The 24,225-nt window shown below is 70.1% G+C and carries 24 protein-coding genes and 1 pseudogene; 11 read left to right on the top strand and 14 right to left on the bottom strand.

All coding sequences use genetic code 11. The annotated features are described in order from the left end of the window. The first annotated feature begins 6 nt into the window (after positions 1-6). Positions 7-672, top strand: coding sequence for a response regulator transcription factor (locus tag OG819_RS40245; RefSeq protein ID WP_266634986.1), 666 nt, complete (start codon positions 7-9; stop codon positions 670-672). Here the strand turns inward: OG819_RS40245 and OG819_RS40240 are convergent. Together OG819_RS40240 and OG819_RS40235 are read right to left on the bottom strand one after the other, a co-directional pair. Continuing rightward, the gene (locus tag OG819_RS40240) at positions 633-911 is read right to left on the bottom strand and encodes a DUF6332 family protein (protein ID WP_266654069.1); all 279 of its coding nucleotides are present in this window, start codon (positions 909-911) and stop codon (positions 633-635) included. The genes OG819_RS40245 and OG819_RS40240 overlap by 40 nt on opposite strands. Before the next feature lie 110 nt (positions 912-1,021). Then, a complete protein-coding gene (locus OG819_RS40235; protein WP_266654067.1) occupies positions 1,022-2,515 on the bottom strand; it encodes an MFS transporter in 1,494 nt (497 codons plus the stop codon). A gap of 85 nt (positions 2,516-2,600) precedes the next feature. Here OG819_RS40235 and OG819_RS40230 point away from each other — a divergent pair, with 85 nt between their 5' ends. The 4 genes from OG819_RS40230 (at position 2,601) to OG819_RS40215 (ending at position 6,052) form a co-directional block, all read left to right on the top strand. Beyond that, positions 2,601-3,011 carry a MarR family transcriptional regulator gene (locus OG819_RS40230; RefSeq protein WP_266654065.1) on the top strand — a complete coding sequence of 137 codons (411 nt, stop codon included), beginning with the start codon at positions 2,601-2,603 and terminating at the stop codon, positions 3,009-3,011. A gap of 334 nt (positions 3,012-3,345) precedes the next feature. Continuing rightward, positions 3,346-4,134 carry a hypothetical protein gene (locus OG819_RS40225; protein ID WP_266654063.1) on the top strand — a complete coding sequence of 263 codons (789 nt, stop codon included), beginning with the start codon at positions 3,346-3,348 and terminating at the stop codon, positions 4,132-4,134. Continuing rightward, complete coding sequence (locus OG819_RS40220; protein ID WP_266654061.1) at positions 4,116-5,855, top strand: DUF4132 domain-containing protein; 1,740 nt, start codon at positions 4,116-4,118, stop codon at positions 5,853-5,855. Before OG819_RS40225 ends, OG819_RS40220 begins: the two co-directional genes overlap by 19 nt. Then, positions 5,855-6,052 carry a hypothetical protein gene (locus tag OG819_RS40215; protein ID WP_266654059.1) on the top strand — a complete coding sequence of 66 codons (198 nt, stop codon included), beginning with the start codon at positions 5,855-5,857 and terminating at the stop codon, positions 6,050-6,052. Before OG819_RS40220 ends, OG819_RS40215 begins: the two co-directional genes overlap by 1 nt. Before the next feature lie 4 nt (positions 6,053-6,056). Here the strand turns inward: OG819_RS40215 and OG819_RS40210 are convergent, their stop codons facing one another. Continuing rightward, positions 6,057-6,278 (bottom strand): hypothetical protein, encoded by a 222-nt coding sequence (locus OG819_RS40210; RefSeq protein ID WP_266654058.1) that lies wholly within the window; start codon positions 6,276-6,278, stop codon positions 6,057-6,059. A 207-nt stretch (positions 6,279-6,485) separates the two neighbouring features. On the opposite strand from OG819_RS40210, the gene OG819_RS40205 reads away from it, so the two are divergent. Continuing rightward, positions 6,486-7,601 (top strand): GNAT family N-acetyltransferase, encoded by a 1,116-nt coding sequence (locus OG819_RS40205; RefSeq protein ID WP_266632472.1) that lies wholly within the window; start codon positions 6,486-6,488, stop codon positions 7,599-7,601. A gap of 117 nt (positions 7,602-7,718) precedes the next feature. Here OG819_RS40205 and OG819_RS40200 read toward each other — a convergent pair whose 3' ends face one another. From OG819_RS40200 to OG819_RS40190, 3 genes are all read right to left on the bottom strand, one after another. Continuing rightward, on the bottom strand, positions 7,719-9,551 hold the full coding sequence (locus OG819_RS40200; protein ID WP_266654056.1) for a glycoside hydrolase family 15 protein: 1,833 nt from the start codon (positions 9,549-9,551) through the stop codon (positions 7,719-7,721). Between the two features lie 208 nt (positions 9,552-9,759). Then, positions 9,760-11,352, bottom strand: coding sequence for a GMC family oxidoreductase (locus OG819_RS40195; RefSeq protein WP_266654054.1), 1,593 nt, complete (start codon positions 11,350-11,352; stop codon positions 9,760-9,762). A gap of 83 nt (positions 11,353-11,435) precedes the next feature. Then, positions 11,436-12,329: a YhjD/YihY/BrkB family envelope integrity protein gene (locus OG819_RS40190; protein WP_266632478.1), complete on the bottom strand. Its 894-nt coding sequence runs from the start codon at positions 12,327-12,329 to the stop codon at positions 11,436-11,438. A gap of 239 nt (positions 12,330-12,568) precedes the next feature. Here OG819_RS40190 and OG819_RS40185 point away from each other — a divergent pair, with 239 nt between their 5' ends. Further along, positions 12,569-13,213: a GAP family protein gene (locus OG819_RS40185; protein ID WP_266632480.1), complete on the top strand. Its 645-nt coding sequence runs from the start codon at positions 12,569-12,571 to the stop codon at positions 13,211-13,213. A gap of 13 nt (positions 13,214-13,226) precedes the next feature. On the opposite strand, the gene OG819_RS40180 is transcribed toward OG819_RS40185, so the two are convergent. Further along, a complete protein-coding gene (locus OG819_RS40180) occupies positions 13,227-14,159 on the bottom strand; it encodes a cyclase family protein (RefSeq protein ID WP_266654052.1) in 933 nt (310 codons plus the stop codon). A gap of 129 nt (positions 14,160-14,288) precedes the next feature. Between OG819_RS40180 and OG819_RS40175 the strand changes: the two genes are divergently transcribed. Then, positions 14,289-15,251 carry a DUF389 domain-containing protein gene (locus OG819_RS40175; protein ID WP_266426159.1) on the top strand — a complete coding sequence of 321 codons (963 nt, stop codon included), beginning with the start codon at positions 14,289-14,291 and terminating at the stop codon, positions 15,249-15,251. Here OG819_RS40175 and OG819_RS40170 read toward each other — a convergent pair. Next, a complete protein-coding gene (locus OG819_RS40170) occupies positions 15,235-16,635 on the bottom strand; it encodes a hypothetical protein (protein WP_266654050.1) in 1,401 nt (466 codons plus the stop codon). The genes OG819_RS40175 and OG819_RS40170 overlap by 17 nt on opposite strands. A gap of 278 nt (positions 16,636-16,913) precedes the next feature. Between OG819_RS40170 and OG819_RS40165 the strand changes: the two are divergent. After that, positions 16,914-17,039 (top strand): annotated as a pseudogene (locus OG819_RS40165) (DUF1269 domain-containing protein); the annotation flags it as partial. A 61-nt stretch (positions 17,040-17,100) separates the two neighbouring features. On the opposite strand, the gene OG819_RS40160 reads toward OG819_RS40165, so the two are convergent. From OG819_RS40160 to OG819_RS40140, 5 genes are all read right to left on the bottom strand, one after another. Next, a complete protein-coding gene (locus OG819_RS40160; RefSeq protein ID WP_266654049.1) occupies positions 17,101-17,613 on the bottom strand; it encodes a gluconokinase in 513 nt (170 codons plus the stop codon). A 116-nt stretch (positions 17,614-17,729) separates the two neighbouring features. Next, entirely contained in the window at positions 17,730-18,779 is a 1,050-nt protein-coding gene (locus OG819_RS40155; protein WP_266632486.1) for a cytochrome d ubiquinol oxidase subunit II, read from the bottom strand. Further along, the gene (locus tag OG819_RS40150) at positions 18,776-20,167 is read right to left on the bottom strand and encodes a cytochrome ubiquinol oxidase subunit I (protein ID WP_266655510.1); all 1,392 of its coding nucleotides are present in this window, start codon (positions 20,165-20,167) and stop codon (positions 18,776-18,778) included. The genes OG819_RS40155 and OG819_RS40150 overlap by 4 nt, the downstream gene beginning before the upstream one ends. Positions 20,168-20,278: 111 nt before the next feature. Continuing rightward, positions 20,279-21,118: an SDR family oxidoreductase gene (locus tag OG819_RS40145; RefSeq protein WP_266654047.1), complete on the bottom strand. Its 840-nt coding sequence runs from the start codon at positions 21,116-21,118 to the stop codon at positions 20,279-20,281. A 188-nt stretch (positions 21,119-21,306) separates the two neighbouring features. Then, the gene (locus OG819_RS40140) at positions 21,307-21,723 is read right to left on the bottom strand and encodes a hypothetical protein (RefSeq protein ID WP_266634992.1); all 417 of its coding nucleotides are present in this window, start codon (positions 21,721-21,723) and stop codon (positions 21,307-21,309) included. 218 nt (positions 21,724-21,941) lie between these two features. On the opposite strand from OG819_RS40140, the gene OG819_RS40135 reads away from it, so the two are divergent. Together OG819_RS40135 and OG819_RS40130 are read left to right on the top strand one after the other, a co-directional pair. Next, positions 21,942-22,238, top strand: a complete 297-nt coding sequence (locus OG819_RS40135; protein ID WP_266654045.1) for an SHOCT domain-containing protein — start codon at positions 21,942-21,944, stop codon at positions 22,236-22,238. A 64-nt stretch (positions 22,239-22,302) separates the two neighbouring features. Then, positions 22,303-23,115: a DUF427 domain-containing protein gene (locus tag OG819_RS40130; RefSeq protein WP_266654043.1), complete on the top strand. Its 813-nt coding sequence runs from the start codon at positions 22,303-22,305 to the stop codon at positions 23,113-23,115. 15 nt (positions 23,116-23,130) lie between these two features. On the opposite strand, the gene OG819_RS40125 is transcribed toward OG819_RS40130, so the two are convergent. Beyond that, positions 23,131-24,186: an ABC transporter substrate-binding protein gene (locus OG819_RS40125; protein WP_266654041.1), complete on the bottom strand. Its 1,056-nt coding sequence runs from the start codon at positions 24,184-24,186 to the stop codon at positions 23,131-23,133. Between the last annotated feature and the right edge of the window lie 39 nt (positions 24,187-24,225).

Genomic DNA, 24,225 nt, shown 5'->3' with positions numbered 1-24,225 from the left:
GGACCGGTGATCCGCGTCCTGCTCGCCGACGACCAGTCACTGGTCAGGGCGGGCTTCAAGGCGCTGCTCGACGCGCAGCCGGACCTGGAGGTGGCCGGTGAGGCGGCCGACGGCGAGGAGGCGGTGCGCAAGGTACGGGAACTGCGTCCCGACGTCGTTCTGATGGACATCCGCATGCCGATGCTCGACGGCCTCGCCGCGACCCGTCGGCTCACCGACGACCCGGACCTGAAGGACGTGAAGGTGGTCATGCTCACCACCTTCGAGCTCGACGAGTACGTCTTCGAGGCGATCCGCTCCGGTGCCTCCGGCTTCCTCGTCAAGGACACCGAGCCTGACGAACTCCTGCGCGCGGTACGGGCGGTGGTCGGCGGTGACGCGCTGCTGTCACCAGGGGTGACGCGCCGTCTGATCGCGGAGTTCGCGGCCCGCTCCAAAGAGCCCGCGGCCGCGGAGTCACTCGCTCGGCTCACCGAGCGGGAGCGGGAGGTGATGGCCCTGGTCGGTATCGGACTGTCCAACGACGAGATCGCGCGGCGCCTGGTCGTCAGCCCGCTCACGGCCAAGACCCACGTCAGCCGGACCATGGTGAAGCTCGGCGCCCGGGACCGGGCCCAACTGGTCGTGCTGGCCTATGAGTCGGGGTTGGTGCGGCCGGGGTGGCTCGGGTGAGTGCCGGCCGCGCGGCCGAAGCGGACGAGCACCGTGACCACACGTACCGCGAAGAGCGCGGTGGCCAGCAGGACCCCCGAGGTGATCAGGCCCTTTTCGACGGGGAGCGGGAGATCGAAGAGCAGCGCGGGGCCGGACACGGCACCCAGCGCCAAGCCCGCCGCGAAGGTGGCGCTGACGAGCGCGTACCCGATCTCGATCGTCATCGCGTCCCGCTGCTCCTGCGTGCGTCTCCCCATGGAGCGAGTCTGTCACGACGGCGTGCCCGGCAGGCAAGGGGCTGCCTGCCGGGCGCGTCGGGGCGAAGCGCCGGGACGACGCCGGGAGTTGAGGTCGCCGGCGAACCGGATCAGTCGCCGATCACCACCCGCTCCTCCGCGTCCTGCCGTACGGAGTCCTCCCGTGCGGACCGTGCGACCACGACGGTGTCCTGCGGGCGTCGGGTCCGCAGCCCGGGCAGCGTGATCAGCAGCCCCGCCACGGCGATGCCCGTCACCACGATCAGACCGGGCCGGTAGCTGTCGAGGACGGCCTGGGGCGAGGCGTCCGCCGAGGAGTTCGCGGTCACGACGGCCGTCACCACGGCGAGGAAGAGGGCGCCGCCCACCTGGACCGAGGTGTTGAGCAGACCCGAGACCATGCCCTGCTCGTGGTCGTCGACGCCGTTGGTGGCCTGGATGTTGAGCGAGGGGAAGATCAGCGCGCAGGCCGCGCCGATCAGCAGCATGGTCGGCAGGATCACGGCCGCGTACCCCGGGTCGAGGCTGATGCGCAGGAAGAACGCGTAGCCGACGACCATCAGTACGAAGCCCACCGCGATGAGCCGTGGGGTCCCGAAGCGGTCGACGACGGCACCGACCTTCGTGGAGGAGAGCGCGACCAGCGCTCCGGCGGGCAGGAAGGCGAGCGCGGTGTGCAGGGCGGACCAGCCGAGCAGCGACTGCATGTAGAGCGTCACCAGGAACTGGAATCCGACGTAAGAGCCGAAGAACGCCATCGCGCCGAGCTGGGCGCGGATCTGACTGCCGGAGCGGAGCACGCCGAGCCGGATCAGCGGCCCCGCCGAGCGCCGCTCGACGCGGACGAAGACGGTGAGCAGGACGGCCACGGCGAGGAAGGACAGGAGCGTACGGGTCGAGGCCCAGCCGGCCTCGGGGGCCTGGACGACGGTGAACACCAGCAGCAGCATCGACGCCGTGCCGAGGACGGCGCCGGGGATGTCGTAGCCGTTGTGGTCCTTCTCGCGTTCGCTGCGCGGCAGGAGCTTGAGGCCGACGAGCAGGGCGAGCAGCGCGATGGGCGCGGGCAGCAGCATGGTCAGGCGCCAACTGGCCTCGGTGAGCAGGCCGGACAGCACGAGGCCCATCGAGAAACCGGTGGCCGCGCAGGTGGTGTAGATCGACAGGGCGCGGTTGCGCAGGGGGCCCTCGGCGAAGGTCGTGGTGATGATCGACAGGCCCGCCGGGGCGGTGAACGCCGCGCTCAGGCCCTTGATGAAGCGGCTGGCGATCAGCAGCGGGCCCGAGTCGACGAGCCCGCCGAGCAGCGAGGCGAGCGCGAAGACACCCAGGGCCACCAGGAAGACCTGGCGGCGGCCCAGCAGGTCGGCGGTGCGGCCGCCGAGGAGGAGCAGTCCGCCGTATCCCAGGATGTAGCCGCTGACGATCCATTGCAGCGTCGAGGTGGAGAGGTCGAGTTCGGAGCCGATGGACGGCAGCGCGACGCCGACCATCGACACGTCCAGCGCGTCCAGGAACATCGCGGCGCAGAGCACCAGCAGGGTGCCCCACAGCCGTGGTGTCCAGCGTCCTTCGGTGGTGGGAGTGGTGAGCGGAGAGGTCATGCGGAAGACAGTACATGCACGTGCATCGAATGCAAATGCATTTAATTCCGATGCAACAAACTCGATTCTTTGCTACGGTGCGCCCATGGCGGCGAAGAAGGCCGAGCAGGTGCTCGTGGACCAATGGCGTGACATCCTCGCGGTGCATGCGCGCACCCTGTGCGAGCTCGACCGTGAGCTGCACCGACACGGGCTGGGCGCAAGCGACTTCGAGGTGCTGGACGTGCTGGCCGGGGGTGCCGCGTCCGGCGGTGACCGCTCCTACCGCGTTCAGGAGATCTCCGACCGCGTCCATCTGAGCCAGAGCGCCCTGTCCCGGCTGATCGCCCGCCTGGAGAAGAACGGTCTCGTGACCCGCGGCATGTGCCCGGAGGACCGGCGAGGGGTGTCCGTCTGCCTCACCCCGAAGGGGCGAGCGCTCCATGCCGAGGTGCTGCCGGTGCAGCGGGCGGTGCTGACGCGGATGCTGGCGGGCGGTACGGCGGCCCGCGACTGACACCGCGGGCCGCAGGCCGCGGAATGCCGAAAAGCCGAAAAGTCGAAAAGCGGTGTTCCGGCTCGGCGGGCAATGAGAAGCCCCGACTGGACGGGGGAGACCAGCCGGGGCCGTATGTCGTGGCCGACGGAGGGCGGTCGCCTCGCGGCGAAGTGCTCCATGGGGCATCAGCCGGACGATCGTCCCCATGGGCTTTGTGTGAGACCCGGGGACACTGTCCCCTCCGCAGCCACGTACGAGTCAACCGCCGAAAGATGTGGGTTGTTCCCGCCCCTCCACCTCGCCCGCTGTGAGGTGGAGCACGCTGTCAGTGCCCTCTGCCATGATCCCGCGCATGCTCTACGACACCCTCGTGGCCGAATCCCGTAAGAACGACTCGCTCGACGACGTGAGGTCGGCCGCGCTGGGCCGGGTCCGCTGGCTCGTCGACCTTCTGGAACGCCATCGGGCGGAGTCCCGGTGGGACGCCGTCCCGTTGGCGGGGGAGGACGCGTACGAGCGGTACCAGGCGGCACGCGCGGCGACCCAGGCCGAGCTCGACGGGCGGCTCGCGGCCTGCGGGGAGGAGGAGAGCCGGGCCGCGGTCCTGTGCTTCCTCCTGGCCGCCCGCTTCGACCGCACCGGCTTCTGGCAGTACGACACCGAGACGGAGGCACTGATCTCACGGGTGCGCGGCTGGACTTCGGACGAGGTCGCCGTGATGTTGTCTCGCGTCACCGAGTACGACATGCGCCACTGGTTCGGCGAATCGCTCAAGACAGCGCTGAACGCGGCCGAACGTCTCGACGCCGACGGCCGCCGCGCGGTCGCGCCCTGGCTGCGGCGCGCCCACGCGGAGCTCAGGAACACCGATGTCGGGGCGCGCCTGCGCGGGCCGCTCGCCAAGCGTCTGCGCGCGCTGCTCGAAAGCGTGGACGAGGCTCACATCCCCGAGGGGCTGATCCCCCCCCGTACGCCCCGTGGGCCGCCCCGCTGCGCGAGCGCGCGAAGACATCGCCGACGCCGGAGCTGGCCGCCCTCGTCCGGCATCTGGCGAGCCTGTCGGGGCCGCGTCCCGCGCAGCGGTGGCGGCGGACGTGCCGCGCGCTCGCGGACGCGGCGGCGGTGGGCGACCTCGCGGTAGAGGTCCTGCGAGGACTGGCCGAGGGGGATCCGCTGTGCAGCAGCGGACATGGTCCGCACATCCGCTGGGCGGGCGAGTTCCACTACCACTACGTCGTTCACCAGAGAGACGGTGACCTGGCCCGCGGCGTCGTCTGGGCGGCCGCGCTCACCGGCGGCCCGGCCGCGGTGCCCCACCTCGGCGCGCTCGCCCTGCGGGCCGGCGGCCCCGGATCCGAGGTGATCGAGGACCTCAAGCTCGCGGGCGCGGCGATCAACGCGCTGGCCGAGACCGACGATCCGGCGGCCCTGGAATCTCTGTGGCGGCTGCGGTCCCGGATCAAGCACCGGGCTCTGCGCAAGCAGCTCGACACCGCTCTGGTGACGGCCGCCGGTCGACAGGGCATCACGGCGGAGCAGCTCGTCGAGCGCAGCGTGCCGAACCACGGCCTGGCGCGGGACGGCTCGCTGGAACAGGAGTGGGGCGGATACCGGGTACGGGTGGCGATCGAGGACGCGGTGACGGTGCGGCTCACCTTCACCGGCCCCGGCGGGCGCCCGTCGCGTACCGCCCCGGCGGCGGTGAAGGACGGGTTTCCGGACGAGCTCAAGCAGCTGAAGGCCCTGGCCAAAGAGGTGCGGGGCACGCTGTCGGGCGAGCGGGCCCGCGTCGAGGCGCTGATGTCGGCCGGGCGTGAGTGGCCGTACGACGAGTGGCGCCGCCACTACCGCGATCATCCGGTCACCGGGGTCCTCGTCCGCGGCCTCATCTGGGAGTTCCAGGACGCGGACGGCCAGTGGCGTGCGGCGGCGCCGATGACCGAACCGCACGGCGAGCCCGGGCGTGTGCGCCTGTGGCATCCGATCAGGGCGTCGACGCAGGAGATCGGGGCGTGGCGGGAGCGGATCGTCGCCGAGCGGCTGCGGCAGCCGTTCAAACAGGCGTTCAGGGAGATCTACCTGCTCACCCCGGCAGAGGAGGAGACCGGCGTCTACTCCAACCGGTTCGCCGCTCACATCGTTCACTACCGCCGGCTCTACGCGCTGTTCAAGGAACGCGGATGGCAGGCCAACTTCCTCGGCCGGTACGACGGCGGCTACGAGGGGAAGGCGTGGGCAGATTTCGGCGACGGTGAGTGGCGGGCGTACTTCTTCCACGAACCTGCCACGGAGGACTATGGAGACTACGCGCCCGACCATGCCGCGACGGACCAGGTCCGGTTCGAGCGGCGTGAGGGCCGACGCCTGCGGGAGGTTCCGCTGGCCGAGGTGGAGCCACTGGTGTTCAGCGAAGCGATGCGGGACGTCGATCTGTTCGTGGGTGTGACCTCGATCGCGGCCGATCCCGAGTGGGCCGACCGGGGAGAGGACCGCTATGGCGCGTACTGGCGGGCGGCCACGTTCGCTGAGCTGACGGCGAGCTCGGAGGTCCGGCGCGAGGCGCTGGAACGGATTCTGCCGCGCTTGAAGATCGCCGACCGCTGTTCGCTGAACGGCCGATATCTGGTGGTCCGGGGTGACCGGCGCACCTACAAGATCCATCTGAGCTCGGCCAACATCCTCATGGAGCCGGACGACGCCTACCTGTGCATCGTCCCGTCGGGCCGCAGGGGTGACGGCAAGGTGTTCCTGCCGTTCGAGGACGACCGGCTCTCGCTGATCCTCAGCAAGGCGTTCCTGCTCGCCGCCGACACCGAGATCACCGACCGGACCATCCTCAGGCAGATCGAGCGAGGTGTCTGATGGCCACCGTGACGTTCCGGGACGAGACGGCGACGGGCAAGCCCGTCACGGAGTTCGAGGTCGCCGGGCTGCCGGAACACCTGACCGTACGGGAACTGATCAGGCTCCGGGTCCGCGAGGAGGTCGCCCGGCACAACGACCGCCCCGGCGACCGTTCAACGGTCTCGTCCGCCCCGACGACGCGGAGGCGGTCCTGAACGGCTACCGCCTCCGTGAGTCCCGCCGTATCGACTGGGAGCGCCAGGCCGAGATCGCCGAGCGCGCCTTCCTGTCCAACGGGTTCTTCGTGCTGGCCGGGGGGGGCGCCAGGTCGAGGACCTCGACGAAGTCGTGGATCTCACCGCCGATCCGGGCCTGGTCTTCATCAAGCTCGTCGCCCTCGTCGGCGGTTGAGAGACCGGGCGCCGAGACCGGGCGATCCAATCCCCACCCTTCCGTTACGACAGACACCCTTGACAGCTTGCGTACTGATTCGCGACGTTTGAGCCTCGCGGAACAGTTGGAGACGCGTCATGGGGGAATGGGGGCGGTCGGCCGTGCGATCGATGAACAACGATCATCACGCCTTAGGGGTCCGGGCTGCGAACGGTACGTCCCTCGCGGAGCCCGCGGAAGGGCGGTTGATCTGAGGTGGAGATCACGATCCACAGACCGGAGGAGCTGAACAGCTCGCTCCTCCTGGCCTGGCACCGGGTGATGGACGAGTCGCCCGACTACGCCAATCCGTTCCTGTCCCCGGAGTTCGCGACGGGGATCGACAGGTACCGAGGCGGGACGCATGTGGCGGTCCTCCACGAGAGAGGGGAGCCTGTCGGCTTCTTCCCGTACGAGCGGAACTCCTTGGGCGTCGGCCGGGCCATCGGTCTCGGCCTCTCCGACTGCCAGGCGCTGGTCCACAGACCCGGGATCACCTGGGACACGCAGGAACTGCTGCGGGCCTGCGGGCTGTCCGTCTTCGAGTTCGATCACCTGGTCGAGGAGCAGAAACCCTTCGGCAGACATGTCACCGGAACGTTCGCCTCACCGGTGATAGACCTGAAGGTCGGCGACGGGACCTACGCCGAGTGGCTGCGCGGCGCGTACCCGGGACTGGCCAAGACGACGCTGAAGAAGGAACGCCGGCTGGGGCGCGACCTGGGCGAGATGCGGTTCGTCTACGACGAGCGCGACCCGAGGGTGCTGCGCACCCTCATGCGCTGGAAGTCCGCCCAGTACCGCAGGACGGGACGGATGGACCGGTTCGCGCGGCCCTGGATAGTGGACCTGGTGGATCATCTCTTCCGGGTCCGCGAGGAGCACTTCACCGGCGTGATGTCCGTGCTGTACGCCGGCGACCGGCCGGTGGCCGCACACTTCGGACCGACCTCGCGCACGCTCTTCGCGGCCTGGTTCACCGCTTACGACCCCGAACTCCGTTACTACTCACCCGGGTTGATCATGCACCTCCGGATGGCCGAGGCCGCCGGACGCGAGGGCGTACGGCTCATGGATCTGGGCCGCGGCGACAAGGAGTGGAAGGACTGGCTCAAGACCCGGGAGCTGCGCGTGGGCGAGGGGTTCGCGACCCGTCCCCACCCGGTGGCGACGGCGCACCGGCTCTGGCGCAGGCCGGTGCGGGGCCTGCGCAACACGGTCCTGGCCCATCCCAGGTTGCGCGATCCGGCCGACCGGCTACTGAAGACGGTCGGCACGCTGCGCACATCGGGCCGACCGGACTCCGGCGCTCCGGGCCCCCGCGCCCGCTGAGCCGGCTCTCCCACGCGTCCACCCGGAGGGTTTCCGGGTGGTGTCGCGTGGCTTGGAGGGGCATGGCCGACGTGGTGACCACCGAACTGCCGCCGCAGGGGCGGGGGATCCCGGAGTTCAGTGGTGGAGCGCGTCGAGCGCCTCGTTCAGCGTCGTCGCGGCCATGATGAGGGAGAGATGGGTGAAGGCCTGCGGGAAGTTGCCGAGTTGCTCCCCGCTGGGGCCGATCTCCTCGGCGAACAGGCCGACATGGTTCGCGTACGTCTGCATCTTCTCGAAGGCATAGCGGGCCTGCGGGAGGCGCCCCGCGCGGGCGAGGGCGTCGACGTACAGGAAGGTGCACAGACTGAAGGTCCCTTCGGAGCCGCGCAGTCCGTCGGGCGAGGCCGCGGGGTCGTAGCGGTAGACCAGGCTGTCGGAGACGAGGACGCGGTCCATGGCGTCGAGGGTGTTGAGCCAGCCGGGGCTCCGGGGGGCCAGGAAACCGACCCTGGGGACGAGGAGCAGAGAGGCGTCCAGGACGTCGCCGCCGTAGTACTGGACGAGGGCCTGCTCCTTGTCGTTCCAGCCGCGCTCCATGACCTGTTCGAGGATCGCGTCCCGGGCCCGGGTCCAGCGCACGGTGTCGGCCGGTCTGCTGAACTCGCGTGCCAGCTTCAGGCCACGGTCGAACGCGGCCCAGCACATCACCCGGCTGTAGGTGAAGTCCTTGCGCCCGCCCCGGGTCTCCCAGATGCCCTCGTCGGGCCGGTCCCAGGAGTCGGCCAGCCAGTCGAGGGTGGCGGCGAGGCCCTTCCAGCCGTGGTAGCCCGTCTGTTCGCCGACCTCGCGGCCCTCGGCCAGGGCGTAGAGGGCCTCGCCGTAGATGTCGAGCTGCAGTTGATCGGAGGCGGCGTTGCCGGCCCGGACCGGGTGAGAGCCGCGGTAGCCCTCGAAGTGCTCCAGGATCTCCTCCGTCAGATGGGGGTCGCCGTCGACCCGGTACATGATCTGGAGGGGTTCGTCGTCGGGGCCCTCACGGTCGCCCAGCCGGTCGCCCAGCCAGCGGGTGAAGCGGGTGGCCTCCTCCACGAAGCCGAGGTCGAGCAGGGCCCGCACCGACAGGGAGCCGTCCCGTACCCAGGTGTACCGGTAGTCCCAGTTGCGCTCGCCGCCGACCTGCTCGGGAAGACCCATGGTGGCGGCGGCGACCGGCGCGCCCGTGGGGGCGTACGTGAGGAGCTTGAGGGTGATCGCGGAGCGGTGCACCATGTCCGTCCAGCGGCCGTGGTAGCGCGAGGTGCGCACCCACTTCTGCCAGAAGTCGATGTTCTCCCAGAGATCCTCGGTGATCCCTTCGGTGGTGGGGGGCGGTGGCGCCTCCCCGTCCGGTGCGCAGACGGTGAACACCACGACCGCCGCCTCCCCTGTGTTGAGGGTGATGGCGCCTCGGACGTCCTGCCCGTCCCGTTCGAGCGGGATGCCGCCCTGGAGGTAGGCGGTCATCCCGGGAGCCCGGAACGTCGCCGTCTCCTGCATCGGCCTGTCGTGCGTCAGGTCGAGTTCGTGGGTGGCCCGCGCGTAGTCGAACCGCGGCCGGCATTCGAGGGTGAAACGCACGGTGCCGCGCACCGAGCGGACGACGCGCACCAGGCTGTGCCGGTCGGTCGCCGTCGGGCCCGGCTGGACCGGCATGTGGTCGACGATCTCGCCGACTCCGTCGGGTGACATGAAGCGGGTCACCACGACGGCGGTGTCCGGGTAGTAGAGCTGCCTCCAGGTGCCCTCGGGGTGTTCGGGCGCGAGGAGGAAATGGCCGCCGGCGTCGTGGTCGAGCAGCGCGGCGAAGATGCTCGGTGAGTCGAAGCGCGGTGCCGCGAACCAGTCGATGACTCCCTGGGACGAGACCAGAGCCGCGGTCTGAAGGTCCCCGACGAGCCCATGGTCGGCGATGGGCGGATAGCGATCCATGCTGCTCTCCTTGTCAGGCCTGTCAGGCGGCTTCAGCCTTGACCCGCCCGGAACGGACGGCGTCGACGAGTGCCCGGTGGTGCTGCTCGTTCTGGTCGGCACAGCGCTCGGCGATGCCCTTCCAGTCCCGCGACTGCCGTACGTGGAAGCCGCGTCGACGCCGTCGGTCCGGTCCCGGGAGTGTCGCCGTCGGTCGGGTGGTTCGTGGTCATGGCAGTCGGTCCGCGATGCGATCACCGACACGCAGGGCGTTGGCCATGGCCGTCAGGGAGGGATTGACCGCTCCGATGCTCGGGAAGAAGCTCGTGTCGACGGCGTACAGGTTGTCGAGGTCGTGGGCCTTGCAGTCGACGTCGAGGGCGAAGTCGGCGGGGTCGTGGCCGAAGCGGACGGTGCCCGCCTGATGCGCCGTGGCGCCGATGGGCATGCCCTTGTGCAGGTAGATGCTGTGCGACAGGAGATGGTGTTCGTGCATGCCCAGGTGGCTGAGCATGCCCCGCAGTTTGTGCCGCAGGCGGTTCAGCCCGGCGATGTTGTTCTTCTCGTCGAGGGCCAGGTGGATGCCGCCGTCCTGGTCCAGGGTGACGCGGTTGTCGGGCGCGGGCAGGTCCTCGCCGCACAGCCAGAAGTCGACCGCGTGGTGGGCCAGTACCTCGAAGGGCATGTCGGGACAGACGGCTCCGGCCCAGCGGGGCGCCTCGCCGTGGATCTGTTCGGAGTCGGACTTGCCGAGCATCTGGATGCCGCCGAGGGGGTACTCCCAGTCGTCGGATCCCAGGTACCAGTCGTGCACGGCCAGGGTTTTCTGGAACCTGGTGTCGTTCGGTTCCTTGGACACGGCCATCAGGGCGAGGTTGTTGTGCCGCATGTAGTGCCGGCCCACGACGTCCGAGCTGTTGGCCAGGCCCCGCGGATGCCGTTCGTTCGCCGAACGCAGCAGCAGGACGGCGGAGTTGACGGCGCCGCAGGCGACGACCACGATGTCCGCGCTGAACTGCACGGTCGAGCCCTCGCCGCCCCCGTTCCCGACCGTCGCGACGACCGAGGTGACGCTGCGGCCGGTCGGGTCCGTCTTCAGGCGCCGCACGTCCGCGTGGGTGACCATCTCGACGTTGTCGTGTTCCAGGGCGGGGTCGACACAGATGACCTGCGTGTCGGACTTCGCGCCGACCAAGCAGGGGAAGCCGTCGACACGGTCGCAGCGGATGCAGGCGCTGGCGTGGGTGGCCCGGCCCCGGTCGTCCTGGGTGAGGTTCACCCCGATCGGCAGGTGGAAGGGGTGCAGTCCCTGCTTCTCCAGGTCGTGGCTCAGTTGCTGGATGCGCGGCTCGTGCTGGACCGGCGGATACGCGTACTGGGCGCTGGTGGGACCCTCGGTCGGATCCTCGCCGTGCCGGCCGTGGACGAGGTAGAGGTGCTCGGCCTGGGTGTAGTACGGCTCGAGTTCCTCGTAGCTCAGCGGCCAGGCGGGGGAGAGGCCGTCGTGGTGGCGGAGCTCGCCGAAGTCCTCGGGACGCATACGGAAGAGCGCGGCGCCGTAGAACTTGGTGTTGCCGCCCACGTAGTAATTGACCTCGGGCGGGAACTGGTTTCCGTGTTTGTCGTACCAGAATTCCGGTGCGCGGTATTTCCCTTTGACGAAGACGGCGGTGGAATCCCAGTTGTCGCGTTCACGAGGAAGATAGTCCCCGCGTTCGAGAAGGAGAATTCGTTTCCCCGTGGGCGCCAGTCGGTGGGCGATCGTGCCACCACCCGCACCGGTGCCGACAACGATGACGTCGTAATGCTGCGCCTCGGTCATGCAGGCCACCGTCCCCACTGCCCAGCGTGGGCATCTGCCCCGACGTCCAAGATATCTCTGGGGGATAACCCCGGCGAGTTGGTCTATTCGGGTGAGCCGAGGCGTCGGGACACGGCGCGTTCCCGCGCGATGACCGCGCCGGCGGTGATACCGGCGGCGATGACGACACAGAGCCCGATCAGCCATGACAGCACCGTGAAGACCGCACCCAGTGACCCGTAGCGGTCCAGGCTGCGGTTGAGCGCGGTGGGCACGTACAGCTTGGCGACCACCGAGAGCGCGGTCATGGCCACCCCGGTCAGGAGCGCGCCGGGCAGCAGGGGCAGCCAGGGGACGCGCGCGGCCAGCAGCAGGTGCTGGGTCCACCACCAGACGCCCACCTGAGCGACCAGCTGGAGCGGCACGCCCAGCCACGCCCCCGCGCCGAATCCGGTGCGCAGCGGTCCCTGCAGGGCGAGGATGACCAGCCAGGCCGCGATCCACACGAGCCATCTCCAGGCGGCGATCCGCGCGCTCGCACTCGGCAGCCGCCAGGCGCGTTGGCACAGGCGCTGCATCGCCCGGCTGCACGCGGTGGCGGAGAGCAGCACCATCAGCGAACTGACCACTCCGGCGCTCTGCTGCAGCTCCTCGGGATCGGCGGCGAAGACCTTCTTCAGCTCCTGTTCGGAGGAGCCGTTGATACCGAAGACGTCGTGCAGGGAGGAGAGGAACTCCTCGCGCACCGCCCGGGGGGCGAAGGAGGCGACCACGAAGATCAGTGGAACCGCGGTCAGGAAGACCTGGGCCGCGAGCCGGGTCGCCGAATCCAGCAGGTTCACCGCGATCAGGTGCGAGGTGAGGCGAGTGATCACCGGGAACCGCTCCTCGACGGTGGCGCGCAGCCGCCGCAGTCGCGCCCCCAGCTCCGCCGCCCGCCCGCGCAGGCGGTCCGCCCTGCCATCGGTGGGCGAGCCGGATCCTCTGCCTGCGCGCATTCCGCTCCCCGGGTCGGGACTGGTCTCCACGCCCCGAGGCGTGACCACGCCACCAGGGTGCCGTCCCGTGGGGCCGCCCGCCTGCGGCGCGAGCGCCGTTGCACCGTACGGGGGGAGAGGCCGCCCGAGGAGTTCCGGACGCCACCGCTGAATTGTGGGGGCGGGCGGGAGCGGTGACGATGGGGCCATGCGCGCATCCGGCGCCGCCCCGAGCCCGGCCCGGCCGTGCGGGGGCAGCGATGGTCCTTGACTTGGTCCTCATCGGTCTGGCGATCGCCGTGAACCCGTTCTCGGTCACCGCGTTCGTGCTGGTGCTGTCCGCGCGGGGAGGTATCTGGAACGGACTGGCCTTCGTCCTCACCTGGCTGGCCAGTTTCGTCGCGATCATCGCCGTCGTGCTGCTGATGACCGGCGGGAAACCGCCGCCGCCCAAGTCATCGCCCTCCACGGCCGCCCTGGCCGCCAAACTGGCCATCGGCGTCGGCCTCGTCTGGTACGGGGAGCGCACCCGCCGCAGGAGGGGCAGGCGGCACAAGTCCCCCGGGATGATGTCCCGGCTCGACCGGATCTCCCCATGGACGGCGGCCGGACTGGCGCTGTTCCTCCAGCCCTGGGGGCTGGTGGCCGCCGGTGCCGCCACCGCGGTGGAGGCGGACCTCTCCCACGTCGCCTCGTACGCGGCGTTGATGGGCTACTGCCTGCTGGCCAGCTCCAGCCTGCTGGCCATGGAGATCTACGCGACCTTCGCCCCCGACTCGGCCCGCGTACGGCTCGGGCGGCTGCGGACGTGGCTGGAGGGCCATCAGGACCAGGCGATCGTGACGGTGTGCCTGCTGCTGGGGTTGTGGCTGGTGGGCAAGAGCATCTACCAGCTGACCACCTGACCCTGACCGGACGTCACAGGATCGCCAGGGGATTGACGGGGGAGCCGGTGGCCGCGGGCAGCCGGAGCGGGGCGATCACGCACAGGAACGACCAGCGGCCTTCCCGCGCGCAGATCGGCGCGAGGTCCTCGAACCGCAGATAGTCGAGCAGATGCAGTCCCATGGCGTGGACGGCGAGCACATGCACCGGGAACGCGATGCCTCGCACCGCGCTCGGGGCCGTGTCGTTGTTGCCGTCACTGCCGAGCACCGCCACCTCCCGGTCGGCCACAAACTCCATCGCGGTCGGATGGAGTCCGGCACGGGCGGCGGCCACGTCCCAGGGGCCCAGCTCCTCGCGGCGCCGGCGGTGTCCGACCCGTACGAGCAGGATGTCGCCCCGGCGGACCCGCAGCCCCTGCCGGGTCTCGGCGGCGGCCAGGTCCTCGGCGGTCACATTCCGACCGGGTTCGAGCCAGGAGACGCCGTGCACCCGGGGTATGTCGAGGAGGACCCCGCGTCCGACGATGCCGTCATGGGCCAGCTCGACGGACAGGACGCTCGCGCCCTCCGGCGACAGCGCGTCCGCCGCCGGTATGCCGCCGTGCAGCGTGCCGTCGTAGATGACATGGCACAGCGCGTCGAGGTGACTGTCCACATCGCCGTGAACGTTCATGGCGAAGCGGTCCCGCGCGAAGTCCAGGCCCTTGGGGTCCGGTTCGCCGCCGGCCGGAGCGGTGAGCCCGTGCTCGGCCGGTTCGGCGTCGTCGGGCTCGGTACGGGTCTCCACGGGGGCGGCGAGCGACACCGTACGACCCGACCGCACCTCGCGGATGGCCGCCAGCACCTGTTCCGCCGTGATCATGTCCAGGGCGCCCCGGCGCGTGCCGCCCCCGGGGGCCGTGCCGCGCAGTTGGCGGTAGAGCGACCGGAACTCGGCCTCGCTCAGCTCGTCGGGCATCGGCATGTCCCCAGCCTCCGACAGAAGCCGCATTCCGGCACGCCGAGTTGCCTGGGGCAGGTGCCGCCGCGTTAATGAAGGAGCGACCCGTCCACGTCACGCGCCGGCGCACCGCACCGAAACGCGGAGGTCCGGATGGACATGATCCATGTCCGCGCGGTGTGCCCGCCGGACCTCACGGAACGCACCATGGCCCTGCTGGGCGGCGAGCCGTGCGCCTTGAACGTGGTCCTTCAGACGGGCAGTGTGCGCAACCCCGACGGTGACGCCGTCGAGTGCGACGTCCTGACCGGAGCCGCGAACGAGGTGTTGCGCGGCCTGCGGGACCTGGGGCTTGAACGCCGCGGCTCCATCGTCCTCGAGCCGGTGGACACGGTGTTCTCGGAACACGCCGCGAGGACCGGGGCCGAGCAGTTGGGGGCCCTGCCGCGCGCACCGGTGTGGGCGCAGGTGGAGGCGCGGATCCGGGCCGAGGGCAGATACCCCCCGAGCTTCTATCTCTTCCTGGTCATCGCCGGGCTCATCGGCGCGGTGGGCATCATCACCAACTCCCAGATCCTCATCGTCGCGGCCATGGTCGTCGGACCCGAGTACGGCGCCATCACCAGCGTCGCCCTCGCGATCGACCACGGCTCCCGGCCGCGCATCCGGCAGGGCCTCATGGCCCTGCTCGTGGGCTTCGCGCTGGCCGTCGCAGCGACCTTCCTCTTCTCGCTGCTCGTCCGGGGCTTCGAACTGCAGCCGAGGGCCTTCGAACTGGGTGTCAGGCCCGTCTCGAACCTGATCAACACCCCCAACTTCTTCTCGGCCGTGGTGGCGGTGCTGGCCGGCGTCGTCGGCATCGTCTCGCTGGCCGAGGCCCGGACCAGCGCGCTGCTCGGCGTCTTCATCTCGGTGACGACCATTCCGGCCGGGGCCGACATCGGGGTCTCGTGCGCGTTCACCAGCTGGGACGAGGCCTGGGGTTCGCTGCTCCAACTGCTGCTCAACATCGTCGTACTGATCGTGGTCGGGACCGGCACGCTCAAGATCCAGCGGACGATGTGGCGGCGGGTGAGCGAACGCCGGAACCGGCGCGAGGTCAGGCGGACGGTGTAGGGGCGGACGGCGCGGGAGGGGACGGAGGTGAAGCGGCCGCCGTCCCAGCGGGGCCGGTGTCCAGGAACTCGCGGATCGCGAAGGCGACCAGCACGATCACCACGGTCCACACCACGACCCACGTGGTCGGGTAGCTCCAGGTGAACAGCACGACCGCGGCGACCGCCAGGATCGCGGCGCCGATCCACCGCTTGAAGCGGTGCACGAACCGGCCGACCGCGCCCAGCGGGAGCCCCGCCGACACGGTGACGTCGCGCAGGGCGCCGATGCCCCGGCGGCAGCCCGTGCGGATGAGGACGGCGATCCGGGACGGCCCGACGAGGAAGGCACCGACGGCCGTCACGAGCGCGAGCGCGCTGACCGCGCGTACACCCGCGCGCAGAAACCTGACCAGCGAGTCGAACACCACGGCGGCGGCGTCCTCGGAGGCCCCGACGGGCAGGTGGTCGAGGTAGATCGCCCGGGCTAGGGCGAGGGCGATGCCGAGTACGAGCATCGCGGCGAACACCCCGAGCGCGGCCCCGATCAGGGCCCGGCGGCGGTTGACGGCCAGGTACACGCCCACGGCGGCGATCAGCACGGCGATGACGGGGAGCCAGCCGCCGATGATGTCCAGCACTCTCAGATACGTCTTGACCTTGCCGATGTCCTTGGACTCGAACACCACGAAGTCCGTGTGGACGGCCGGGATCCGAGCGGCCGGCTTGAATCCGGCGCTGACCAGTCGGTCCTTGACCTGGGCCACGATCGGTGCCACGTCGATGGTGACCTGACCGTTCTTGGCGGACACCGCACCGGTGGCGTTGCCCGTGAGGGCCTTGTCCAGCGCGCTGTGGGCCCGGCGGTTCGCGTCCACCCAGACGGTGTCGAAGGCCTTGCTGGAGACCACCCGCTGCACGGTGTCACCGACCAGGCTCTTCAGGCCGCTGGTGATCGGGCCGTCCAGGTCGCCGAGCAGCTTGGCGACCCTCGGCGGAGCACCCTTCTCCGAGGCCGCCCGCTCCAGGTCCTTGACCAGCGCGTCCACGTCGATCCGCGCCAGAACCGCGGTGGTGACCCGGTTGGTGACCGCCTTCTGCACCGCCGGATCGCTCGCCAACGGCCCCACGGTGGCGACATAGCGGTCCGTGTTCCGGACGATGCTGTTCGCCCAGACCGCGACGACGGCAGGCAAGGACAGCAGCGCGGCGAGGAGGATCAGCAGGACCGAACCCGTCGAGCGGAGCCAGTGGTGCCGCGCGGCCCCCGGCGGCCCGCCGCTCTCCAGGGCGCTCACCCGGTGCCGCAGCTCGTCCAGTTCGTTGCGCTCCCGTGCCGAGTGCCGCTGCCCGCCGGACGGTTCGGGGGGCTTCTCGTCCGGGTCCGGTGGAGGCGGGCTGCTCATCATGGTTACAGGAGAGGCGTACGCGTCCGATCCCGCGACCCGGACCGGCCCGGCGGGTGAATGCCGCCGCGGGGTGCGGCGCTTTCCGTCCGATGCTGCAATGGAATTCGGGTCAGTGGATGCGAGCGCATTCGGCGGCAGGTCATTTCGGGACAGGTCATTCGGGGGGCAGGGGGAATTCCATGAACACCCAGAGGTGAAGCCGTGAGCGATTCAGCCGTGCGCGATGAATTCGTCGAAATGGGCCCGATCGGGTGGCAGCGGTCCGGCGGAGTTATATGGTCTACGAGAACCTGTGGGCGGCCCCCTTCGCCACCGTCCTGCGCCGCGGCGGTGCGCAGCTGGTCGCCTCCCGGCGGATCCCGGTGCCGGCCGTGCTCGCCGCGCTGGACGCGACGGAGTAGGGACTTGGGGGTCCCACGCCACGGACCGGAGACGTCGCCGTGCTCCTGAGCGCCCGATCCCTCATTGGCCCGGGTGTTTGGCGCAGCGCTCGGCGGCTGCCCGTACCCGGGCGATATTCGCCGGAAGGGCGGCCGTGGCGTCCAGGGTCATGCCCGGCTCGTCCGGCTCCAACGGCTCCAGCGTTTCGAACTGGGAGTCGACCAGCCCGGCTGGCATGAAGTGGCCGATGCGCCGCGACACGCGCTCCCGGGCCGTCTCCCGGTCCAGAGCGAGGTACAGGTAGCGGAGCGCCGGGCCCCCGGCCTCCCGGAGCTCGTCGCGGTAGGCGCGCTTGAGGGCGGAACAGGCGAGGACGAGTCCCTCACCGGCCCCGACGGCGCGACGGACGCGGCCGGCGAGGGCACGCAGCCAGGGCGCGCGGTCGGCGTCGTCCAGGGCATGGCCCGCGGTCATCTTCGCGATGTTCGCGGCGGGATGGAAGTCGTCGCCTTCGACGAAGGACAGGCGCAGTTGCTCGGCGAGGGCCTTGCCGAAGGTGGTCTTCCCGGACCCCGACACGCCCAGGACCACCATGACCGGTGGCCTCTTCCCGTACCCGCCCCAGGCCTGGAGCCTGGCCTTGTCCCTGTCCGGGCTACCGATCCTGTCCCGGCCCCCGGTCCTGTCCCCGGTCCTGTCCCTGTCCCCGGTCATGGATTCTCGGGTTCTCGTCCGGGTGCCGACTGCCGCAGGTCCGCCTCGGTGAGGGGCTGGAGGGCCCCGCGGGTGTCCAGCCGGTAGAGCAGGACGAGCGGCGGTCCGACGAGCACCACCGCGATGACCGTGACCAGCATCAGCCAGCGCAGTGTCGTCGACGCGCCGGCCGCCTGGGACACGGTCAGTGAGGTGGGGATGAGATAGGGCCGCTGGGCCAGCCCCCAGGCCACGACGACGAGGGCCACGCTGCCGACCGCGGTGACCCTCGCCCATCCCGTAGTGCCGCGGTACAGCAGCCAGGCGGTGGTCAACGCGCTGACGACGGCGATGAGCACGAGGACCAGACCGATTCCACCGGTCAGTCCGTCGTGGACGTAGGGCGCGTCGTCGTGGGTCACGGCGAGGCCGACGATCGCCAGCACGGCGAGGACGACGAGACCGCACCAGGCCCGCAGCCGGAAGTAACGCACGAGGTCGGGGGCGTCGAAGCGGCGGGCGTCCGCGGCCAGGAACACCGCCCCGAGGAACGCGGTCGCGGCGACGGTGAGCAGCCCGGCGATGACGGAGGTCCCGTTGGACCATGCGTCGGCGGACGCCTGTGTGCCGGGAGCCACCCGGCCCGTGGCGATCCCCCCGACCGCCGCGCCGAGGAAGAAGGGGGTCAGCAACGAGGAGATGGCGAAGACGGCGCCGTAGACCCTGCGTCGGGCCAGGCGCCGCATGGGTTTGCGCAGGGCGAAGCCCGCGCCGCGCAGGACGAGTCCCACGGCCGCGAGTGCCAGCGGGAGCCACATGGCGGAGAAGACCGTCTGGAACAGGACCGGGAACCCGGTCCACATGATGACCAGGACGAAGATGAGCCAGACGTTGTTGGTCTCCCACACCGGTTCCATGGCGTGGTCGATGAGCCACCGGGGGCGTTTGCCGCGTTCGGCGCCGCCCGCGGCGAGGTCCCAGAATCCGGCGCCGTAGTCCGTGCCACCGGCGCACGCGTAGGCGGCCACCGCGGCCAGCAGCACCCAGGCGACGACATCCTCGATCATTCGTCTCCCCTGTCCCCGCCCGCGGAGGTCGACAACGGGCGGGGCCCGTAGGGGGCGCTGCCCTCCAGGTCCTCGGCGGTGGTGTCCGCGGGCGCGACGCCCTCGTCGGCCAGCCGCCACCGGCGGCTCATCTTCACAAGGACGGTCAGGAAGGAGCCGAGGACGAGGACGTAGACCACCACGACGATGCCGAACATCGTCCACAGGGACGCGGCTCGGGTGCCCGTCACCGCCTCGGAGACCCGCATGTTCTGGTAGACGATCCAGGGCTGCCGGCCCACCTCGGTCGTGATCCAGCCACACTCCACGGTCAGCAGACAGGCGGCGCCGGCGAGGGCGGCACACCGGAAGAACCAGGCCGACCGGGGCAGTTCACGGCGCCGCAGCCGGCACCAGCCGTACCAGAGTGCGAGCAGGACGAGCAGGCTTCCGATGGTGACCATGATGTCGAACGCCCAGTGGGCGATGGTGGCCTGAGTCGCCGTCGGCCGGTCGCTCGCGGGGACCGAGGTCAGTCCCGCCACCTTGGTGGCCGGACTGAATCCGGCGAGGATCGAGTCCAGCTGGGGGATCTTGATCCCGCCGGAGATCGAACCATCGGCGTGCAGCCGCCCGAACATGTACTCCGGTACGTGGGTGTCCGTCTTCCAGACGATCTCGGTGGCCGCGAACTTCACCGGCTGTTTGTGGAAGACCGAGCGCGCGATCGAGTCCCCGAGCACGAACTGCACGGGGGTGAGGATCGCGGCGACGGTGAACGGCACGGTGAAGCCGAGCCGGTGGTAGCGGTCCCGGCGGCCGCGCAGCAGGCCGACCGCGTACACCCCGGCGACGACGTATCCGGCGGTCAGGACCACACCGACGACGAAGTGCCAGTACTCCGGGCCGAACGTCGGTGTGAAGACCGCCTGGCGCACATGGACGTTCACCGGCTTGCCGGACGCGTCGAGGGTGAAGCCGCGCGGGGTGTTCATCCAGGCGTTCGCGGCCACGATGCCGAACGCCCCCATCAGGGCGGTCAGCGGCAGGGGCAGGCCGAGCCAGAAGTGCGTCCACGGCTTGAGCCGGCGCCAACCGTACAGGTAGATGGCGATGAGGATCGCCTCCAGGAAGAACGCCCAGGCCTCGATCCCGAAGCCGAGGCCGAAGACATCGCCCCACCGGCCCATCATTCCCGGCCACAGCAGACCGAACTCGAAGGACAGCACGGTGCCCGTCACGATGCCGATGGCGAACTGGACGGCCATGACCGCCGACCAGCGCCGTGCGAGCAGCAGGGCGACGGCGTCGCCCTTGCGCAGTCCGCGGTAGTGCATCAGGAGCGTGATGGCGGGCAGGGCCACGCCGAACGGTACGAGCAGGATGTGGGAGGCCAGGGTGAAGGCCATCAGCTCCCGGGCGGGGAGGAGTTGTGGTGGGCCGTCCGCGAGAAAGTGGCCGATTGCGCTGTTCACATGACCTCGGGGGCTCGTACGGGGATGGCTCAGGGGCCCTGAGGCTCAGCCGCCGGTGGCGAAACCGGGGAACAGCGTCATTCCGCCGTCCACGTAGATCGTGGTGCCCACGACGTAGTCGAAGAGGTCGGACGCGAGTGCGGCCACCGCGTTCGCGATGTCTTCCGGGTCGCCCACGCGGCGGTAGGGGATGAGCCGGAGGAGGTCGGCCTCGGCCTCGGGGGTGTCCCAGGCGGCACGGTTGATGGGCGTGCGGATCGCGCCCGGAGCGACGGCGTTCACCCGGATCCCCTGCGGCGCGAGCTCCTGCGCGAGGGTCGCCATGAGCATCTGCACCCCGCCCTTGGACGCCGCGTAGTTCACATGGCCCGCCCAGGGGATGATCTGGTGGACCGAACTCATGCAGATGATCTTCCCGGCCGAGCGGGAGACCTCGGGGACGACGCCCCGCCGCAGGAACTCCTTGGTCGCCTCACGGGCGCACAGGAACTGTCCGGTCAGATTGACGTCCAGCACCTTCTGCCACTGGGCCATGGTCATCTCGGTGACGGGGGCGTCGCGCTGGAGCCCGGCGTTCGCCACCATGACGTCGATGGTCCCGAACTCCTCGACCATGCGGGACACCATGTCGACGACCTGGTCCTCCTGCGACACGTCCGCCTCGTGCGCGTAGGCGCGAACTCCGAACCCCTCGATCTCCCGTACGACCTCTTCCGCGGCGTCCCGTCCGGCCACGTAGTTCACCACCACGTCGGCGCCCACCCGCCCCAGGCCGATGGCCGTGGCCTTGCCGATGCCGGAGTTCGCGCCCGTCACCAGCGCCTTCTGCCCCTTGAGGAGCGGGAAGGCAAGGGGTTGGCGACCGTCACTGCCGCTGGTTTCCACTCGTGTCTCCCGGGGGTGCCGACGCGGACTTCGGAAGGATCCGCTTTTCGGAGGAATCCGCCCCACAACGAAAACACCGGTGAGTGGGGACGGCTCGTCGGCACGTCCGCCGTCAGCCGGTCGGGGTGCCGGTCCGGGCTGAACGGCCCAACGCCGACCCGTCGGGTCGTCCGGGACGGCGCGCTCGGCTACTCGGTGCGGGGCTGTCGGCTGATTCCGACGCACAGCGCCCAGATGACGAAGGCGTCCACGGCGATCAGCACGATGGCCCAGACGGGGTAGTACGGCAGCCACATGAAGTTGGCGATCATCGACAGGCCTGCCAGGGTGATTCCGACCACGCGTGCCCACATCGCTCCAGTGAACAGGGCGGCGCCCGCGAGGACGACCAGGACGCCGAGGGAGAGGTGGATCCAGCCCCAACTCGTCAGATTGAAGTTGTAGGCGTAGTTGCGGGTGACGACGAATACGTCGTCCTCGGCGATGGCGGAGATTCCCTCGAATATCGCCATCACTCCGCCGAAGATCATCATGACCGCGGCGAAGGCGGTCCAGCTGGACGCCCACGCTCCGCCGCCCCTCCCGGTCTCGGGGTGGTGGTGCATTCCAGTCGTGGTCATATCGAGCTCCTCCCACGTAGACCTCACCACTGACCTGTGACAGGTCCGTGGTCCACATTTCAGCTTGCCACGAGAATCGCCGACCGGCAGAACGGCGGAATTCACGCAGGATGGCGCCGATGCCGATGTGCGAGGGAATCCGGGCGGTGCTCCAATAGAGGTATTTCCTGATCCACCAGCTTCCCGCGAGAAGGGGAACCGTCGTGCCAGGTCTCCTTCGCGGGGTCGCCCGCACGGCCGTGGTGGCCGGTACCGCGACCGCCGTGTCGAACCGTGTGTCACGCCGTCAGCAGGGGCGATGGGCCCAGCAGGAGTACCAGGAGGCCCCGCCGCCGCACGCCGCGACGCCTCCGCCTTCGCCCGCGACCGCGCCCGCCCCGTCGGCCGACGACATGAGCGGCAGGATCGATCAGCTGAGGCAGCTCGGGGAACTCAAGGCCCAGGGTGTCCTGACCGAGGCCGAATTCGAGGAGCGGAAGCGCCGGATTCTCGGGCCATGAGGATCCACGAACTCCGCGCCTTCTCCGGCGTAACCTCGTGAGGGACGCGAAGGGAGAGCCGGCCATGAGCGCATTCCCCACCGCACGGGCCGTCAGGACAACCCTGGAAGGCCTTCTGTGGGAGCCCAGTGAGCGCTGGGTGCGCGGGTGCAAGGGCGAAGTCACCGTCGTCGACAGTCGGCACCCCGTCCTCGTCTGGGAGCCCGAAGTACCCGTTCCGCTGTACGCGTTCCCGCGCGAGGAGGTCCGTGAGGACCTGCTCCGCCCGGCGAAGAACCCGCTGACCGGCACGCACAGCGGATCGCGGATCTTCTACGACCTCGAAGTCGACGGCGAGCTGCTGGAGAACGCGGCCTGGACGTTCCCCGCCGACGACCTGGCCGGCCACATCGCCTTCGAGTGGCTTTGCCGCAGCGGCCGGGGACTCGACCACTGGTACGAGGAGGACGAGGAGATCTTCATCCACCCCCGCGATCCGCACAAGCGGGTGGACGCCCTCCCGAGCAGCCGCCATGTCCGCGTCGAGATCGACGGCACGGTCGTCGCGGACACCCGCCGTCCGGTGCTGCTCTTCGAGACCGGCCTGCCGACGCGGTACTACATTCCGCGCGAGGACGTCCGCCTCGATCTGTTCGTCCCCAGCGACCTCAGCACGGGGTGCCCCTACAAGGGCACCGCCGAGTACTGGTCGTGGCGGGGCGGCGACGACCCAGCGAACCTCGTGTGGAGCTACCCGGAGCCACTGCCCGCGGTGGGCGCCGTCAAAGGCCTCCTGGCCTTCTACAACGAAGCGGTCGACATCACCGTGGACGGGGAACGCCTGGAGCGCCCCGTCACCCCGTTCACCTCGACACTCTCGGCGCGACCGGCGACGTGACGGCGGCGCGGGCCGCTACTCGGCCTTGTTGACGAAGTCGTTGGTGTACGTCTTGGACAGATCGACGCTGTGACCCTTGACCGTCGGGTCGAAGGTGGCGAGGACCTTGTAGACGGTCCTGGGACCGTCGGCGGGCATCAGACCGTCGGGGGAGTACATGCCCTTCTCGTTCTGGAGCGCCTTGGCGTAAACGGCCTTGCCGACGCCCGCGTAGTAGTCGGCCGGCATCCTGTCGGCGATCTCGGCGGCGGAGTGGGCCTGGATCCACTTGAGCGTCTCGACGTAGACGTTGACCAGCTTCTGTACCACCTCCGGGTTCTTCCGGACGTACCCGGTGGTGAGGTAGAGACAGGAGGCGGGGTAGGTGCCGCCGAGCGTGGCCTTCGCGCCCGCGGCCGTGCGCAGGTCGATCAGCGGCTCGGCCAGCTTCTTCCGCTCCAGCAGCGAGACGGTCGGCTCGGTGGTCATACCGGCATCGATCTGTTTGTTCTGCATCGCCGCCACGAAGGTGGAGCCGGCGCCGACGGCGACCGACGTGGCGCTGCTCGCTTTGACGCCGTTCTTCTCCTCCAGGTACTGGGTGAGGAAGTTGGTGGAGGAGCCGAGGCCGGTCACGCCCAGGTGCTTGCCGCCGAAGTCCGCCGGGCTCTTGACGCTGCCCGTCTCGTCGGTGCGGACCATCTCGACCTCGCCGGGGGCACGGAGCAGTTGCACGACGGACTCGGTGGACTTGCCCTTGGACCGCAGGTCGACGGTGTGGTCGTAGAACCCGACCACCGCGTCCACCTGGCCGGAGATCACGGCGGTCTCGGCCTCGACCCCGTCCGGCTCGTCGTAGAACCGGACATCCAGGCCCTGCGCCTTGTAGTAGCCGAGCTCCCGGGCGAGCATCACCGGCAGATAGATCTGCTTGTCGAGGCCGCCGGTCATGATCCGCACCGCGGGCGTACCGTCGGCGTTCCCGGACGCGACCGCGGCGCTGGAGCTGCCCCCTCCGCTGCAGGCGGGCACGGCCAGTGCGAGGGTGACGCAGACGGCCCTGGCGAGCAAGGACGTGGTGACCGGCTTCATCACTGGTCTCCTTCGCGAGCGGGTGGGCGGGGACATGCG

Source organism: Streptomyces sp. NBC_01549, assembly GCF_026339955.1.
GTDB lineage: Bacteria > Actinomycetota > Actinomycetes > Streptomycetales > Streptomycetaceae > Streptomyces.
This window is presented reverse-complemented; position numbering and strand designations above follow the sequence as displayed.